Annotated in this window: 15 protein-coding genes; 10 read left to right on the top strand and 5 right to left on the bottom strand. The window is 44.3% G+C overall.

All coding sequences use genetic code 11. The annotated features are described in order from the left end of the window. Window positions 1-144: 144 nt before the first annotated feature. From IGQ44_01365 to IGQ44_01355, 3 genes are all read left to right on the top strand, one after another. On the top strand, window positions 145-2,172 hold the full coding sequence (locus IGQ44_01365; GenBank protein ID HIK36629.1) for a hypothetical protein: 2,028 nt from the start codon (window positions 145-147) through the stop codon (window positions 2,170-2,172). Window positions 2,173-2,190: 18 nt separating this feature from the next. Further along, window positions 2,191-2,727: a TRAP transporter small permease subunit gene (locus IGQ44_01360; GenBank protein ID HIK36628.1), complete on the top strand. Its 537-nt coding sequence runs from the start codon at window positions 2,191-2,193 to the stop codon at window positions 2,725-2,727. Window positions 2,728-2,824: 97 nt separating this feature from the next. Then, complete coding sequence (locus IGQ44_01355; protein HIK36627.1) at window positions 2,825-3,502, top strand: HEAT repeat domain-containing protein; 678 nt, start codon at window positions 2,825-2,827, stop codon at window positions 3,500-3,502. Here IGQ44_01355 and IGQ44_01350 read toward each other — a convergent pair whose 3' ends face one another. Beyond that, on the bottom strand, window positions 3,503-4,489 hold the full coding sequence (locus tag IGQ44_01350; GenBank protein HIK36626.1) for a succinate dehydrogenase/fumarate reductase iron-sulfur subunit: 987 nt from the start codon (window positions 4,487-4,489) through the stop codon (window positions 3,503-3,505). 301 nt (window positions 4,490-4,790) lie between these two features. On the opposite strand from IGQ44_01350, the gene IGQ44_01345 reads away from it, so the two are divergent. After that, window positions 4,791-5,186, top strand: a complete 396-nt coding sequence (locus IGQ44_01345; GenBank protein HIK36625.1) for an AbrB family transcriptional regulator — start codon at window positions 4,791-4,793, stop codon at window positions 5,184-5,186. A gap of 65 nt (window positions 5,187-5,251) precedes the next feature. Then, window positions 5,252-6,058, top strand: coding sequence for a CPBP family intramembrane metalloprotease (locus IGQ44_01340; protein ID HIK36624.1), 807 nt, complete (start codon window positions 5,252-5,254; stop codon window positions 6,056-6,058). Here IGQ44_01340 and IGQ44_01335 read toward each other — a convergent pair. Continuing rightward, on the bottom strand, window positions 6,048-6,929 hold the full coding sequence (locus IGQ44_01335; GenBank protein HIK36623.1) for a pentapeptide repeat-containing protein: 882 nt from the start codon (window positions 6,927-6,929) through the stop codon (window positions 6,048-6,050). The genes IGQ44_01340 and IGQ44_01335 overlap by 11 nt on opposite strands. A 336-nt stretch (window positions 6,930-7,265) precedes the next feature. Here IGQ44_01335 and IGQ44_01330 point away from each other — a divergent pair, with 336 nt between their 5' ends. Together IGQ44_01330 and IGQ44_01325 are read left to right on the top strand one after the other, a co-directional pair. Then, window positions 7,266-7,418 (top strand): hypothetical protein, encoded by a 153-nt coding sequence (locus tag IGQ44_01330; GenBank protein HIK36622.1) that lies wholly within the window; start codon window positions 7,266-7,268, stop codon window positions 7,416-7,418. Window positions 7,419-7,467: 49 nt separating this feature from the next. Continuing rightward, entirely contained in the window at window positions 7,468-7,902 is a 435-nt protein-coding gene (locus tag IGQ44_01325; GenBank protein HIK36621.1) for an aspartate 1-decarboxylase, read from the top strand. Here IGQ44_01325 and IGQ44_01320 read toward each other — a convergent pair whose 3' ends face one another. Next, window positions 7,903-8,265, bottom strand: coding sequence for a hypothetical protein (locus IGQ44_01320; GenBank protein HIK36620.1), 363 nt, complete (start codon window positions 8,263-8,265; stop codon window positions 7,903-7,905). 214 nt (window positions 8,266-8,479) lie between these two features. Here IGQ44_01320 and IGQ44_01315 point away from each other — a divergent pair, with 214 nt between their 5' ends. Next, on the top strand, window positions 8,480-9,094 hold the full coding sequence (locus IGQ44_01315; GenBank protein HIK36619.1) for a histidine phosphatase family protein: 615 nt from the start codon (window positions 8,480-8,482) through the stop codon (window positions 9,092-9,094). 20 nt (window positions 9,095-9,114) lie between these two features. On the opposite strand, the gene IGQ44_01310 is transcribed toward IGQ44_01315, so the two are convergent. Beyond that, window positions 9,115-10,923, bottom strand: coding sequence for a hypothetical protein (locus IGQ44_01310; protein HIK36618.1), 1,809 nt, complete (start codon window positions 10,921-10,923; stop codon window positions 9,115-9,117). 225 nt (window positions 10,924-11,148) lie between these two features. On the opposite strand from IGQ44_01310, the gene IGQ44_01305 reads away from it, so the two are divergent. Together IGQ44_01305 and IGQ44_01300 are read left to right on the top strand one after the other, a co-directional pair. Next, entirely contained in the window at window positions 11,149-12,381 is a 1,233-nt protein-coding gene (locus IGQ44_01305) for a DUF790 family protein (protein HIK36617.1), read from the top strand. Window positions 12,382-12,470: 89 nt separating this feature from the next. After that, the gene (locus IGQ44_01300) at window positions 12,471-13,778 is read left to right on the top strand and encodes an ABC transporter substrate-binding protein (GenBank protein ID HIK36616.1); all 1,308 of its coding nucleotides are present in this window, start codon (window positions 12,471-12,473) and stop codon (window positions 13,776-13,778) included. A gap of 43 nt (window positions 13,779-13,821) precedes the next feature. On the opposite strand, the gene purH is transcribed toward IGQ44_01300, so the two are convergent. Then, a complete protein-coding gene (gene purH, locus IGQ44_01295) occupies window positions 13,822-15,360 on the bottom strand; it encodes a bifunctional phosphoribosylaminoimidazolecarboxamide formyltransferase/IMP cyclohydrolase (protein HIK36615.1) in 1,539 nt (512 codons plus the stop codon). Window positions 15,361-15,546: the final 186 nt, after the last annotated feature.

Here is a 15,546-nt window from a genome sequence, read left to right as displayed (position 1 = left end):
AAAAAAATTAACCAAATTTTAGGTGACAAAAAGATAACGGTTGAAAGTTTAAGTTTCTTTGAGAGGCTATGTTGAAAGCAATTTCAATGGGTAGAATACTAACAAACATGACATCAGTAGGAATATCAAAAACGGGAAGACTGTATGAAAAGGAAAATCACCGCGTCTGTTGTCATTTTTATCCTATTCACCACCCTGGCTTTTGAATTGTCGACATTTCAGAGATATTGGCAATTTGCCATGTGGAATAAAGACAGGGAAATAATTTACCCCAGGGATGGAAGAATCCCCATGGCGACTCTAGATTCTTATCACTGGACAAGATTGGCAAAGGAATACAATAAGGGCAATTTTGGTAAGGGTAGAATAGATGCCCTAAGGAATTACCCAGATAATAATATTTATTTTACGGAGCGACCCAATATGTTAGTACATCTATTAGGCAAATTTGGCAATTTTTTTAATGGAGATGTCTACCGAGCTGGAATTTATTTAATTCCCATTCTGTCCAGTCTTTTCATTGTACCATTAGCAGTATATTTTTACAAAATCGGTTTGGAGAGTGTGGGAATTGCCGGAGGATTATTTGGAACTTTCACCTATGCCTACAATACTAGAACTGCCAATGGTTATGTAGATACGGACGCTTTAAATTTGTTTTTTCCAATTTTTGTTGGGCTTTTTTTCCTGTTAATTACCGAGGCGAGGCGCAAGAGATATCAATATTTGTGTGCCGCCATTGCCGGGCTGGGAATGTGGTTGTTTTCCTGGTGGTATGAAAAACCAGGATTTGCCGTTGTATATGCATTCCTTCTTGTTTTACATCTGTTAGTTAACAGATTCAAAATAAAAGAAATTGTCGTTTTGGTTTCCATTTATGTACTCTTTTGCAATCCCTATTATTTCCACCAGGGATTGAGAAATATCCTGTATTTTATCTTCTCTGGATACCTTCATGGACAGGTAGTAGAAGTGGCCGGGGTAGCATGGCCAAATATAAAGACTACCATATCCGAATCACAAAAAACTCCTACTACGTATGTCCTAAATTTATTGGCTGGTAACAAATATTTAGCTATAGCTGGGATTGTAGGAATATTAATAGTTTTTGTGTTGAAGTTCAAACAAATGATTCCCCTGATTCCCTTGTTGGTTTTGGGGGGATTGGCCTTTGTGTCGGGAAGCAGATTTGCCATTTATCTTGCCCCTCTTGTATGGGTAGGAGTGGGCTATTTGTTGTTTATAGCAGTTTACACAATAGGAGGGATTGCTAACTGGAAAAAGAGAACAGTTGATTTAATTTTTCCGGCAATTATTTTCATAGCCTTCTTCCTCTCCGCCCATAAAATAACTGCATATTATGAAGCTCCACCCCCTTTTATACCTCTGGATATTATGAACAGTTTTTTAGATTTGAAAGAAATAGTACCAAAAAATTCTCCGGTATTTACGTGGTGGGATTTTGGTTATCCCCTGATGGACGTGGGAGAATTTGCAGTATACCATGACGGTGGCTTCAATGGTGGGATAAGGACTTATTTTGTGGCAAAAGCCCTTGTACTTGATGACCAGAAAAAAATGTATTCTATTATAAGCGCTATTGATAATTATCATTTTCAGGGTATTGACAGTTTGATGACAGATGGAAAGACGGCTAACAAAGTGGTAGAAAAAATAATGAACTCTCCCTTAAAGCCCCTGAATAAGAATATTATTGTTTTATATACAAGGGATATGATTGATAAGTATTATGCCTTTGCCCTTTTTGGAAATTGGGATTTTGAAAGGAAAGTGTCTAATATAGAGGAATATCGGCGACTAGACTGTGGGCATTTTGACGGCAAAATTTTGAAATGTCAAGACTACACAGTGGACATAGAAAAGGGTTTAATTAACAACAGGGACAGCATTAAGAGGTTTATTATATCTGACAGGGGACACGTGGTTTATAAGAAGGAATATTCCAAAAATAAGTCTGAAATGACCATAGAAGTAATTGGGGTGCAAGGGAATATTATGGGGGTTTATGTTGTCCCGGAGTCAGTTTTTAAGTCCAACTTCAATCAAATGTATCTTCTGGGGAATTATGATAAAAATCTGTTTGAAGAAGTGTATAATAATTTCCCATCAGCTCGTGCTTTTCGGGTAAAAGTGGAGTCTAGTAGTGGCTAATAGGTAGGTTTTGGGAAAATGAGGACTGTACTAAAAATATCCCAAATTATTGACACCATGAGCCATTGGTGTGGGGTTGCCAGTGCCGGTATGGTTTTTTTAATGGTGGTTTTAGGGGTGTGGAATGTAATTGGGAGATATTTAGGGAAAATAATTGGTCAGAATTTAAGCTCTAATGGCCTAATTGAATTGCAGTGGTATCTGTTTGATATTGTGTTTTTTATGGGGGCAGCCTACGCACTAAAAAATAACAGTCACGTGCGGGTAGATGTGTTTTATAAAGATTTTTCTCCCAAGCTAAAGGCCCTAATTAACATCCTGGGGGTGGTATTATTTCTATTCCCTTTTTGCGGGGTAATTATCTACTTTTCCTGGCAATATGTATTGAGCTCATGGCAGACGGGAGAAGTATCTGCAGACGAAGGGGGCCTGCCCCGTTATCCCATTAAAACATTAATCATTGTGGGCCCCGCTTTGCTGATTCTGCAGGGATTTTCAGAGCTCATCAAAAACATAGCTATTTTCCTGAGCACAATGGAGGAAACACAATGCTAATTACTGAAAAAATAACCCGTGGTGACAAATATTTGGCAGCAACAAAGTCCTAACAAATAATCTATAATGAGGACAATTGGGAAATATTAGTAAAATCATGAGTCAAGTAGACCTAAAAGAAATAGAGCGCCAACTGGAAAGTAGTAATTCAAAGGATCGTCTTTTGGCATTGGCCGCCCTAAAGGATGTGCCGGCGGAGAAGGCAGTGCCCCTTATTAAAAAAGTTTTGTATGATGAGATGTTACCAGTGCGTTCAATGGCAATATTCGCCCTGGGGGTGAAAAAAACAGAGGAGTCACTGCCAATTCTAGTTTCGTTGTTGGAGACAGATCCAGATTATGGGATTCGTGCTGACGCGGCAGGGGCACTGGGATATTTGAATGACATTCGCGCCTTTGAGCCCTTAGCCCGTGCTTTCTACGAGGATACCCAATGGCTGGTGAGATTCAGTGCCGCCGTTTCCCTGGGCAATCTGGGTGACATCCGCGCCAAGAATCTACTGCTGGAGGCGCTACGAAGCGAAGAGCCAGTACTACAACAGGCAGCTATAGCCGCGTTAGGGGAAATAAGGGCAGAAGACTGTCTCAACGACATCCTGGAGTTTGTGGCTTCGCCAGACTGGTTGATGCGTCAGCGATTGGCGGAGTCTTTAAGCAATTTTCCCCATAACGAGAAGGCCATCTCCGCCCTTCAATTTTTGGCTAGGGATTCCCATCCCCAGGTGGCTGAAACTGCTAGCTATTACCTCCAACTGATGAAAAAATCCGAAGCCTAACTATATGCCATGGGTTTGCCGTTGAATCTCCTGGATGAGGGCTTTTATTTGGGAAACCCCCTGGGAGGGGTGAAAGGTAAAAGGGAATTTGCCGGCCAAAATCATCCTTAACCCAAGGGGGATAATACCTAATAGTGCTTTTAAGTCCCGAAAATAGTTGCTAACTACGGTGATGGCAAAACGACGCTCGTCAATCCATCCCCCCTGTTTTACCATTTCCACTAATACTTTTCGGTGACGGGTGGGGGCATAGGAATTGGCATCTTTTTTCTGGAGAATTAGCTGTTTAATTTTGGTGATTTGCGTGAGAGGCGCTACCCCCATGGGGCATACTTCATTACAGAAATAACAACGAGTACAACCCCAGACGCCGGCAAGCTCATTATATTTTTCCAAACGGTTTTCTGTTATGTTATCACGGGAGTCTACCAACAAACGATAACTTTTTGCCAGGGCATGGGGGCCAACAAAAAGAGGATTGACTTCTTTGGCATTGCACTCGGAATAACAAGCACCACACATGATACAATTACTCGTGTCGTTTAGGAGTTTTCGCTCTTCTGGTGTTTGCAAAAATTCTCTTTCCGGGGTTTGTATTTTATCCGTAACCACATATGGCTCAATCTTTTCTAGGTCCTGCCAAAAGTTGTCCATATCCACTACTAAATCCTTCAACACGGGCAGGTTATTCAAGGGGCAAATCTCGAAGACGGGAGGCTTTTCCCCCTCAGTAAAACCGAGTTTTTCTAGTTCCCCCCCCACATTTTCCTTACAAGCCAAAGCCGCACGGCCATTGATTTTCATAGCACAACTGCCACAGATGGTATTCCGGCAATTCTTGCGGAAAGCTAAAGTGCCATCCATCTCCCACTTTATCCTGTTAAGACATTCTAAAATGGTATTGCCCCTTTCTACCTCTAGGGTATAAAACTGGAATTTGGGGGGAAAATTAGGCTGGCTGCGGAGAATTTTAAAGGTGACTTTCATAGTCAGGGTGCTGTTATTCCCATAGTTATTTCTATTGTCTTACCAGAAGGGCTTCCTGACAAGGGAGTTTTGCTTAAGTTTTGTAAAACGCTGTTATTTGCCACTGTAATTCCCCTTCCCCGTCGCCACTTTACTGTTTGGCTCAATTCTCGGACAAGTTATTCCCAGAAACCCACAACTTCCCAAGGTAAATTATCAATAATCCTCCAGAAATTTTCTATAATAGGATGATTTAATGACCGTTTTTTGTTATGATAAAATATGGAAAGAAAAAAAAAATCAGAAGTAAGAGAGAAAAAATATGAGCCAAGTGAACCCCACTCCTTTGACAGGGAAGGAACTGTTGCAAAAAGTAAAAGAGCTGGCGGATGTGCCCCGTCGTCAAAGGGCAAAGGAATGCGGCTATTATACCATCGGAAAAAACGGAAAAGAGCGAGTCAATTTGACAGCCTTTTATGATGCAGTATTGGCGGCCAAAGGGGTGCCCCTCGATCCGGAAAAAACTAAGGACGGACGGGGGAGAGAGGCTACCTACCGCGTCAGTGTCCACAAAAATGGACAAATAGTCATCGGTTCAAGCTATACCGAGAAAATGGGGTTGAAGCCGGGAGATGAATTTGAAATAAAACTGGGCTATAAACACATTCATCTCCGTCAAATCGAAAAAGATGAAGACGAAAAAGAAAAACAAAAATAAATTAATCCCCTTCTCTGGGACCAAAAAGGCCTAAAATCGGGGGGGACAGTGAAAAATGACAAATAATGAGCACCTCAGGCACTAGCCTCCATTCCCTCGTCAGGATAGCCTTTTTTTTAATAATTTGGGCGGTTATCTGGTTGCCCATCGCCCTGGCTATTGTAAGCTGGGGGAAATGGCAGACAGCCGCGCCAAACAAAAACCCTCAAAAAAAACTAATACTACTGTTTCCCCTCTATTCCCTTACTCCTTTTCTAATCTGGCAGTTGGGACTGAAGGGGACAACTCTCACACAGATAGGAATAGTCCTAGATGCTGGACTTTTCCAGTCTATCCTATCTGGTTATGTTTTGGCTATTGCCAGCCTGTCCCTAGTGTATCTGTGGGAATGGGGTTTAGGCCTACTCCGTTTTTCCCCCTCTAACCCCCTTAGCCTCCAAACAACCATCTTTCTGGCGGCAGTCAGCCTTTTTGTCGCTGTGGCGGAGGAGTCTGTTTTCCGTGGCCTTTTCCTCTACTGGCTTTGGCAAGATTATAGCCGGGGTGTAGCCGCCACCATCTCCAGTTTTCTTTTTGCTATCCTACATCTGATTTGGGAAAGGGAAAACACTATACCCCAATTGCCAGGATTATGGTTGTTGGGAATGGTTTTGTGTTATGCCCGTAGTGTAGATGACAATCTATTGGGCATGGCCATTGGCTTACACGGGGGTTGGGTTTTTGCTTTGGCCTATATAGATAGTTGTAAATTAATTTGTTACAAGACCACTTTCCCCTCCTGGCTGGTGGGGAGTATTCAAAAACCCCTAGCATCCCTAGCGGGTATTGGTGTGATGCTGTTGGCGGCTATTGCTCTTCACTTCATGGCGTAGTGCCAATAGTATGGGTGGTAAAATCTAGTCCCAACATCCTGGCAATGGCTTCTGGAATAATGGTATGATCCAAGTGGCTGTTTTTGAGATTTGTGTGCGTCAGATTCGCGCCGGCAAGATTGGCACCGGCAAGGTTGGCCCGGGTTAAAATTGCCCCTTCTAGATTCGCCATCTGTAAGTCGGCATTTTGAAGATATGCACCGCGCAAATCCGCACCCCGTAAATCGGCGCCCACTAGTTTAGCTTCCCTTAAATTCGCCCTTTGAAGATTGGCACCCCGCAAATTTGCCTGATTCAACTTAGCACCATACAGGTTTGCCTCATTGAGATTACTATAGCTGAGGTTGACCTCTTTCATGAAAGAGCGGGTAAAATTAGCCTGATAGGCATTACTGCCACTCATATCTGCCTTGCTTAGTCTAGCTTCCTGGAAGTTACTCCATTGCAGATTACAATCCCTAACAATGGCCTCCCTCAGGTTGACACGATAGAGAATAGCACCACACAAATTTGCACCCATCAGATTCCCACCTCTGAGATTGCTATGACTTAGATTTGCGCCACTGAGATGACTGCCAATCAGTTGTGCCTTCACCATAAAGGCGCCAGTAAAATTGGCCTTCGTCAAGTCGGCACCGTTGAATAGGGCCTCACTCAGTTTACCATAGGTGAAATTAGCCCAGTTGCAGGCAGCAGAGGAAAAGTTGGACTTGGTCAAAAAGGCCCTTGCAAAATTCACTCCCATCAGATTCGACCTGCTGAAGTCTACTGCCACCAACACCACTCCAGACAAGTCGGCAGACTGTAAGTTAACCCCCTGAAACTCCCTAATCCCTCTTTCGTAAAACCTCAACAGGTAGCTGACTTTCATCTGTTTATCCTTGGTAATCCACTCAATAATTGACCCACACAGCGCGACTCTCTGGGAGTAATATTCTCACAGAGAAACCCGACAGGAAAGCAGTCTTCCTCTTTTATTTTAATGCTATTTAAGGGGTGAAGGCGGGCCAACTGTAATTACTCTTAATAAATATTTTACATTTTTTATCAAGCCCCATAGGCTCTGGTTTTCAGCCCCAATCTGTTCCCCGGAACGTTCAACAAGTTACCCGGGAAAAAAATGTGTAATACTAATAGCTTTACTGGGAAAAATAAGGCTATAATTACAAACAGTAAATTTTCCAGACTATTGAGGCCTTAAATTTCCATGGAGAGAAAAAAATTGGTGGCAATTATAACAGGGGCTATTTCCATTTTTCTGGGGCTGGTGTATCTTGTCCTAGTAGAATTGTTAGACTTGAGGGGAGGGATGCAACCAGCGCCCCTACAATTCTCCCTGCCCTGGTGGCTTATAATTTGATTGTTTGTCTAATGCTGGAATATTTGGTTTTGGCAGTAGCACGCTAGGTATGAATACCGTAAGATTAATGTGCGCCAAGTTACATCGAGTGCGGGTAACTTCGGCCAATGTAGACTACATTGGCAGCATATCCATCGATGCGGAGTTGATGGAAAAGGTGGGGATTCTGCCCCTACAAGAATTGGAAATAGTCAATCTAAATAATGCCCAACGTTGGTCAACCTATGCCATACCTGCGCCAAGGGGTAGCAGGGAAATTTGCCCTAATGGTGGCGCCGCCTTGCTGTGTCAACCAGGGGACATTCTGATCATATACGCCTACCAAGACTGTGAGCGACATAAACTGATGTTGGAAGGGCATGTGGCAAGAGTTTTGGTGGCTGATGAAAACAACGAGGTGTCAGACTTCTTCTTCCAAACCCTCACCCCTGAAAATGGACAACTAGTCTTCAGGGAAAGAGTAGAACCCAGTATTACAATTTAATCAATAGACTCTCCGCCCACATATTAGTCTATTCATAAGGTCCACAGTCTTCAGTTTCTGCCACGGATAGGGGGTGTTAGCCAAAAGACTTTGCCGGTAAAGATTTAAAGACTCAAACAAGAAGCCAGCAAGGGCACAGGTGGTGGCAATCACTAATACACCTGTCATAGCCTCCCCTTCGCCAAAAACCGCCAAAAACTGGCAAACGCCGCCGTATAAATCCCCAAACCACCTCCCCACCCCCGGCAGGGAGGCCAAGACTATCAGTGTTGTCAGCATTGCCGAAAAGAAAACTACTGGCAAGGCAAAGGCCACCATTGCTGTTAGAATTAATGGTATCAGTAAAGACAACAACTTCTTCATATTACTCACCACCCCTTGTCTTAATTTTTTTTTTCTTTGCTTTTTCCCTTGCCCCCTATTTTTAGACTAGAACCAATTACTCCTCCCGTGATGGTTCTGACAAGAATCTTAAAAAAAAATTAAATAAATTGACAAAATGGCGCAAATAGTGTCCACACTGCGAAAACTAAGTTAATAATTGGCATAAGAAGGCAACAAGACTAGTGGTAAAATAATGTCCCTGACGCTGTATTTGGCAAGACATGGGGAAAGACTGGACTTTGTGGAGCCAGAGTGGTTTACACGGGCACTACGGAAGTATGACCCACCTTTGTCGGAAAAGGGAAAAATTCAGGCAGAAAAGTTGGGCAAAAGACTAAAAAAAGAGGGAATAGAGAGAATTTTGGCCTCCCCCTTTTTGCGTACAATTCAGACAGCCCACATTATTGCGGAGATTCTCGGGTTAAAAGTTTGCCTAGAGGCAGGATTGGGAGAATGGCTTAACCCCAATTGGATGACTTCTCCTCCGCTGTTGCATCCAAGGGAAGAGTTGGAGGGTGTCTATCCCCGTATAGATTGGAGATATGTCAGTCAAATTTTCCCCGTCTACCCAGAAACGGAGGAGGAAGTATTGACTAGGATGAGGAAAATGACTGAGCTTCTGGTAACACAATTCTCTGGCCATATACTGGTAGTGGGCCATGGCATTACGGTTGCGGGAATAGTTGAGAGTCTTGTAGGCAAGGTGGACATATCCCCTTCTTTTTGTTCTTTGACTAAGATTGTATGGGATGACAGGGGGAAGGCTTTTTTAGAGTTGAATGCAGAGGATTGGTTTTTATATGTGTAATCAATCGTTATTACCTGAGCCTAGCGGGGGGAATCGGGGGAATTGCCGGGATACAGATACCTGCGCCAATTTTCAATTAGTTGTTGGGCGTTGACATAGGCACTGGTGCCAGGGGGAATAGTGTTGGCAATAGCGATGGCTTTTTCTAGGGCAGAGAGGGAATAACTTTCCGCCACACGACGAGCGTTGTTTAAAATCTCCTCTGACCAAATTTCAATAGCCTGACGACTCTCACTGGCAACACTGGTATTACTGGGGATTTTTTGGGCAATCTCAATGGCCTGGAGAAGAGACTGGGGATCATTATTTTGGGCTATACTATAGGCAAGACGCAAATCCTCCTGGGCGCTAATCTCCCGACGCCAACGACGTATATAGCGTTGGGCATCCCGATATAATGCTCTCCCCCTAGTAATTCTACTGGCCAATTGGATGGCCTCCTGATATCTGTTGCTCTCCGCTAGAGCCTGGGCCTGTTGTAAAATAGGGATATCCTCTAGTCTTTCTATATTCCGTTGCCATTGACGTATTAAGGCTCTAGCTTCCTTGTACAAGGCCCTTTCTGAGCTAATACGACTAACTCGTTGGATAGCCGTCTGTAGAGCCTGAATATTATTTCCCTGGGCAATATTTTTAGCCTCCTCAAGGATGGGACGATCTTCTTTAAGTTGTATTTCTTCCTGCCATTGTTTAATTTTCTTTTGAGCTTTCTGGTATAGGGGGTTATCTTTGTCAATAGCTTGGGCTTTGGTGATAGCTGCCAACAAGTCAGCAACTTCTCCAGACTTAGCCAAATCCTCTGCCTCTGTCAGATAACTTAAATCTTCCCTGATGGCATCCCAAATGGCGATTAGGTTTTGAATTTTGGGATATAACCTACTATCACTGGGTATTTGAGAGACTTCTGCCATGGCCAACTCCAAAGCAGAAACGGTTCCCAAACGAGCATTTTTACCGGCGCTTGCCAACAGTTTCCAATCGGCGGCCAGGGAATGAAGCCCACTTTTTTCAGGGATTTTTGCCGCCAATTCACTCAAACTGTCCCAGTCTGATGCATTAATATATTCATCGCCAATGGCCACAATTTTTTCCTCCGCCTCCTGGATTAGTTTACTTGCCTCTTTGTAGGAGTAGCTGGTTTCTGGGATGGTGGAGGCTATTTCAATTACCTTTAACAGATTCTCCAAACCTCCCCGCCGTAAAGCCAAATAGGCGCCATCTAATTTTCTACTTTCCTCCCTAGCCAGGTTAATAGTTTTCACCAATTCCTGGTATTTTACGGTTTGCCAGTACTCGTTGTCCAAATTCAACAGTTCGACGGCGGTGAGGAAGGCCTGATTCCACTGGGCCTCTTGCAGGTGTGCTTCTACTTGTTGGACAATTTTTTCCCCTTCTTCCCAGATTCGACGCCAACCCTTTATTTTCTCTTCCACCTGCCCATGACTTATCACATCAGTTGGAATTTTACGGGCAATGGCGATAGCCTTTTCCAAATCCCCCTGTTGAAACTTCTCCTCCGCCAGTTCCAGTATATCATTAGACCATTGAGCTATATTACGGTTTATTTCATTTCGTAGTGGGTGCTCTGGGGATAATACTCGCAATAATTCAATAGCTTCTAGCAAATCCTCAACGGTATTTTTTTTCGCTTTTAACTGGGCACAATAAATCCTACTAGTAGCGGAACTGAACCAGAGTGCTATTTTACTGCAATTGGGGTGACTTGGCAAACGCAACAAAACCATAGTGGCAAAAAACCCTATACTGCCAAAGGTTAATGCCAACATCACACTCAGCGTCTGCCAGGATAGTTTCCATCTTGTCTCCATAAAAGGCTTATTTTTCTTCTTGCTTAGAATGATTACAATAGTGGGAATAATTTTGCTCAGGTTAGCAAATTTCAACTCATCATCAGCCCAAATATTCCTCACAGGATTCTCGGGATGACATTTTATCACAAAGCCTAGCAAAAAACTAGCAATTGTCCTAACAATATGAACATTAGCGGTTGACTCAGATTAGTTTAATTTATAAAACAAATCAGGGAGGAAGGGATGTTACCCAGCGAATTACTGATTTTCCGGCGTCAGGGAGACAGTCTGATTCCCAAGAAACTGCCCCTAGATGGCAAATTTTTAACCTTGGCACAACAACACATTGACTGTTTTCAAAGTTGTGTGGGTCAAAGTCAAAAAGAATTAGAAGAAAGACTGGCAATCCTGGAAGGAAATAGCCCTGACTACCGGCTAAAAAGAGGACTAAATCACCTGTTAAAAAATCACTTTTCCCGCTTTGAAATTATTAGCCCTATTAAACCTTCTTATTTACGCCAATTGGTTTTTAGACTTGCCTCCCAACTGCCACCTACACCCTCCTCTCGCCAACAGGTAATAGAATCTGTTGCCCTTTCCCTCTCCAAAGAATTAAATAGACAAGTATCAGCAAGGGAAATCGAAGAGGGATTATACGCCGACTTGGAGGAGAATCGTATTCTAACAGAATTTTCACCCCCTTCCCCAGACACTTTAATCCATCGTTATAATCTTTCCCAGGTACAGGGGATATTTTACCGCGCTAGCCACATTACCATTCACGCTTATAGGAACGACCCCGGTGAGTATAAATTACTATTCCGCTATATCAAATTCTTCCAACTTATGTCCTATGTGGAGGGAGACGCCGAGACTGGTTTTACCATTACTATAGATGGTCCTGCCAGTTTGTTCAACCCTAGTACCCGTTATGGCCTAGCCTTGGCCAAAATGATACCTGCCCTTCTTCATGTGAGCAAGTGGAAACTGACAGCCACAATCCACCACAAAGACAAAACCAAGAAGACGGGAGGGACATTCCAATTTTACTTAGACAGCAATTGTGGTTTAGTCAGCCATTACCCAAAGAATCAAACCTACGACAGTCTTATAGAAGAATCCTTTGCCAACCAGTGGAAAAAACTCAACACTGAATGGAGGCTGGAAAGGGAGGTAGAATTAGTCCCAATTCCCCCGGGAGTAATGATTCCCGACTTTCGTATTGTCCATCCGGATGGTCGTTATTTTCTGTTGGAAATCATTGGTTATTGGCATCCTCAATATCTGCGAAAGAAATTTTATCAAATCCGAAAAGCCTCGGTCAAAAACTTACTAATTGCTGTGTCGGAGCGATTAAATCTAGAAAAAGCCGGAATAAAAACCGAAGAATTATTGCCTCAAATTATCTGGTTTAAAAATCAACTATCCCCAAGACAGGTGTTGGATAAAATAGGGGAGTTAGGGAACAATTTGTAGTTGTTCCTGGCAATGGTAGGACTAGCAATTTATGATTGTTCATTGATATTATTACTTAAAATCCAAGAGGAATTGAGAGGAGATTAGCCATGTCTGTGAGGATTTTCCGTAACAAATTCCTGTTAGCTTTACTGATTGGTTGTCAGGGTCTTATAACAAGTTGCAACCTGTTAGGTACAAATACTGGCACCAATCAAGGGGGGAATAACACAGCCACCGGTGGGGGAGGGTTAAAAATAGGGGCACTAATGCCCGTCACCGGGGACTTATCTTCTATCGGCCAAAACATGCCCAAAGCGGCCCAACTGGCAGTAGAAACGGTGAATGCCTGTGGGGGGGTTAATGGGCAACCCGTAACTCTGGTTATAGAGGACGACCAAACGGATCCAGTGGCCGGCAGTGCCGCCATGACAAAACTGGCAGAGGTAGACAAAGTGGCGGGAGTGGTGGGCTCCTTTGCCAGCAGTGTTTCCGCCGCCGCCCTAGAAATCGCCGTACGCAACAAGGTGATGATGATCTCCCCTGGTAGCACCAGCCCAGTCTTCACCCAAAGGGCCAAAAAGGGCGATTTTAACGGTTTTTGGGCTCGTACTGCCCCTCCCGACACCTATCAGGCTCGAGCTTTGGCTGCCCTTGCCAAAAAACAGGGCTTTAAAAATGTGTCTACAGTTGTAATAAACAATGACTATGGAGTGGCCTTTGAAAAGGAATTCGTAAACGCTTTTGAGGGATTGGGAGGTAAGGTGCTCAACAAAGACAAGCCAGTAAGATATGATCCTAAAGCAGTAACCCTTGACAGTGAAGCCAGTGCCGCCTTTGCCAACAAACCAGAGGCGGTAGCGGCTGTCTTGTATGCGGAAACAGGGAGTCTATTACTACAAGCAGCCTTCAAACAGGGGTTGACAAAGGGGGTAACGGTTTTACTGACAGACGGGGTTTATTCCGAGGATTTTACTAGACAGGTGGGCAAGACAGCAGAAGGCACCTCCATTATAGCCGGTGCTTTGGGTACAGTTCCCGGTGCTGATGGTAAAGCTTTGGAGTACTTCCGGCGTCTGTGGGCGGAAAAAACCAACAACACCCCCATAACCGCCTTTGTGCCCCACACCTGGGATGCCACCGTATTACTCATATTGGCGGCTCAGGCAGCCGGCGAAAACACCGGTGAGGCCATTAAAAGCAAGTTAAGAGAAGTAGCTAATCCAGACGGGGTTGAGGTATCTGAGCCCTGTAAAGCCCTAGAATTATTGCGCAAGGGAGAGAAAATCAACTATCAGGGGGCCAGTGGCAACGTAGACATAGACGAAAACGGGGATGTGGTGGGGGTTTATGATGTATGGAAGGTCAAGCCCGATGGCAGTTTGGAAATTGTAGACAAGGTGACGCCACAACTGTAGGGATTAGGAGATAAGGACTTCTCTCTAAGAGGGGGTGGGGAAATCAATGGCGGAAATGACGGACACCGGTGAATACCATAATAATACCCAGTTCATTGGCGGCCCGGATAGAATCCCCATCACGGATAGAGCCCCCGGGTTGAATAATAGCCCTAATACCAGCGGCAGCAGCGGCCCTTACCGAGTCATCAAAGGGGAAAAAGGCGTCACTGGCCAGATAAGCCCCTTGGGCGCGCTCTTTTGCCTGTTCTAGAGCGATTTTAACAGCCCCCACACGGTTCATCTGTCCTGCCCCCACCCCCAGGGTGGCAAAATCCCTGCTTACCACTATGGCATTGGACTTTACATGTTTTACCACCCGCCAGGCAAATAGCAATTCCTCCAAGTCTTGTGGGGTTGGCTGTGTTTCCGTTACCACCTGCCAGCTGTTGGGGGATTCCATGGCCATGTCACTATCTTGTACCAGGAAACCGCCAGCAATGGTTTTAATGTCCTCCTGATTTCCAACAGATAACTCTGGTAGGATTAAAACCCTCAGGTTAGCTTTTTTGGCCAGAATCTCTTGTGCTTCAGGGGTGATGGCGGGTGCTACAATACATTCCAGAAAAATTTTCGCCATGGCCTCTGCTGTAGGTTGGTCCAGAGTCTGATTTACCGCTACAATACCCCCAAAGGCAGAGACAGAATCGGCGTTATAGGCCTTTTCGTAGGCAGATAACAGTGTTTTTCCCATGGCAACCCCACAGGGATTAGTATGTTTTACAATAACCGCCGCGGGGGAGGAGGGAGGGAATTCTGCTACCAACGCCCTTGCCGCCTCCAAATCCACCAGGTTGTTGTAACTTAATTCTTTTCCCTGTAATTGCACCGCTTTTGCCCATCCCGTAGCCTCTTTGCCCACTTGATACCAACTGGCCTTCTGATGTGGGTTTTCGCCATAACGGAGTGTAGCAATTCTCTTACCGCCCAAGCCGTAAAATTTGGCTAAATCTGGTCGTATTTGGGCAAAATAACGGCAAATCGCCCAATCGTAGTTGGCTGTCATTTCAAAGGCCTCTATGGCTCTGGCTAGACGAAATTCTAGGGTAGTTTTTCCCCCATTTTCCCTTAACTGTTGGAGATACTCCTGATAGGTATCCGGATTGGTCAAGATAGTAACATGTTGGAAATTTTTAGCACTAGCCCGAACCATGGCAGGGCCGCCAATATCTATTTGTTCAATGGCCTCTGCTAGGGTACAATTTTCCTGGGCAACAGTTTGTTCAAAGGGATACAGGTTTACTACCACCAGATCGAAGGGGGTAATTTGATTTTCCTGTAAGTCGCGTCGGTGGGATTCCAAGTCCAAATTGGCAAGAATGCCTCCATGGATGCGGGGATGTAGGGTTTTAACTCTACCGCCTAAAATTTCAGGGGCGCCCGTATAGTCACTCACTTTGGTAACAGCAATCCCGGCAGCTTCCAGGGTTTTGGCTGTGCCTCCACTGCTTACTATCTTAAAGTCAAACTCCTTTACCAAGGCAGAAGCTAACTCTACTATTCCCCTCTTGTCAGAGACACTTATTAGGGCTAAACCTGTCATCAGCTCTCTAGCTTTATCGTCCCCCCCAATTATAGTATAAAACAAAACCTATTGCAGAAGGGGATAGGGTGTGGTTAGACTAACTGTTCTACTTCTGCCTCCACACTCATGTACTTTCACTTCTGTCTTGTGCCCCTTCAGAAGTATTAACAGTATCAAGTGGAGTACTCTTTGACCCATGTAAGA

This window comes from Geminocystis sp. M7585_C2015_104 (assembly GCA_015295805.1).
In the GTDB taxonomy this organism is placed as follows: domain Bacteria; phylum Cyanobacteriota; class Cyanobacteriia; order Cyanobacteriales; family Cyanobacteriaceae; genus DVEF01.
This window is presented reverse-complemented; position numbering and strand designations above follow the sequence as displayed.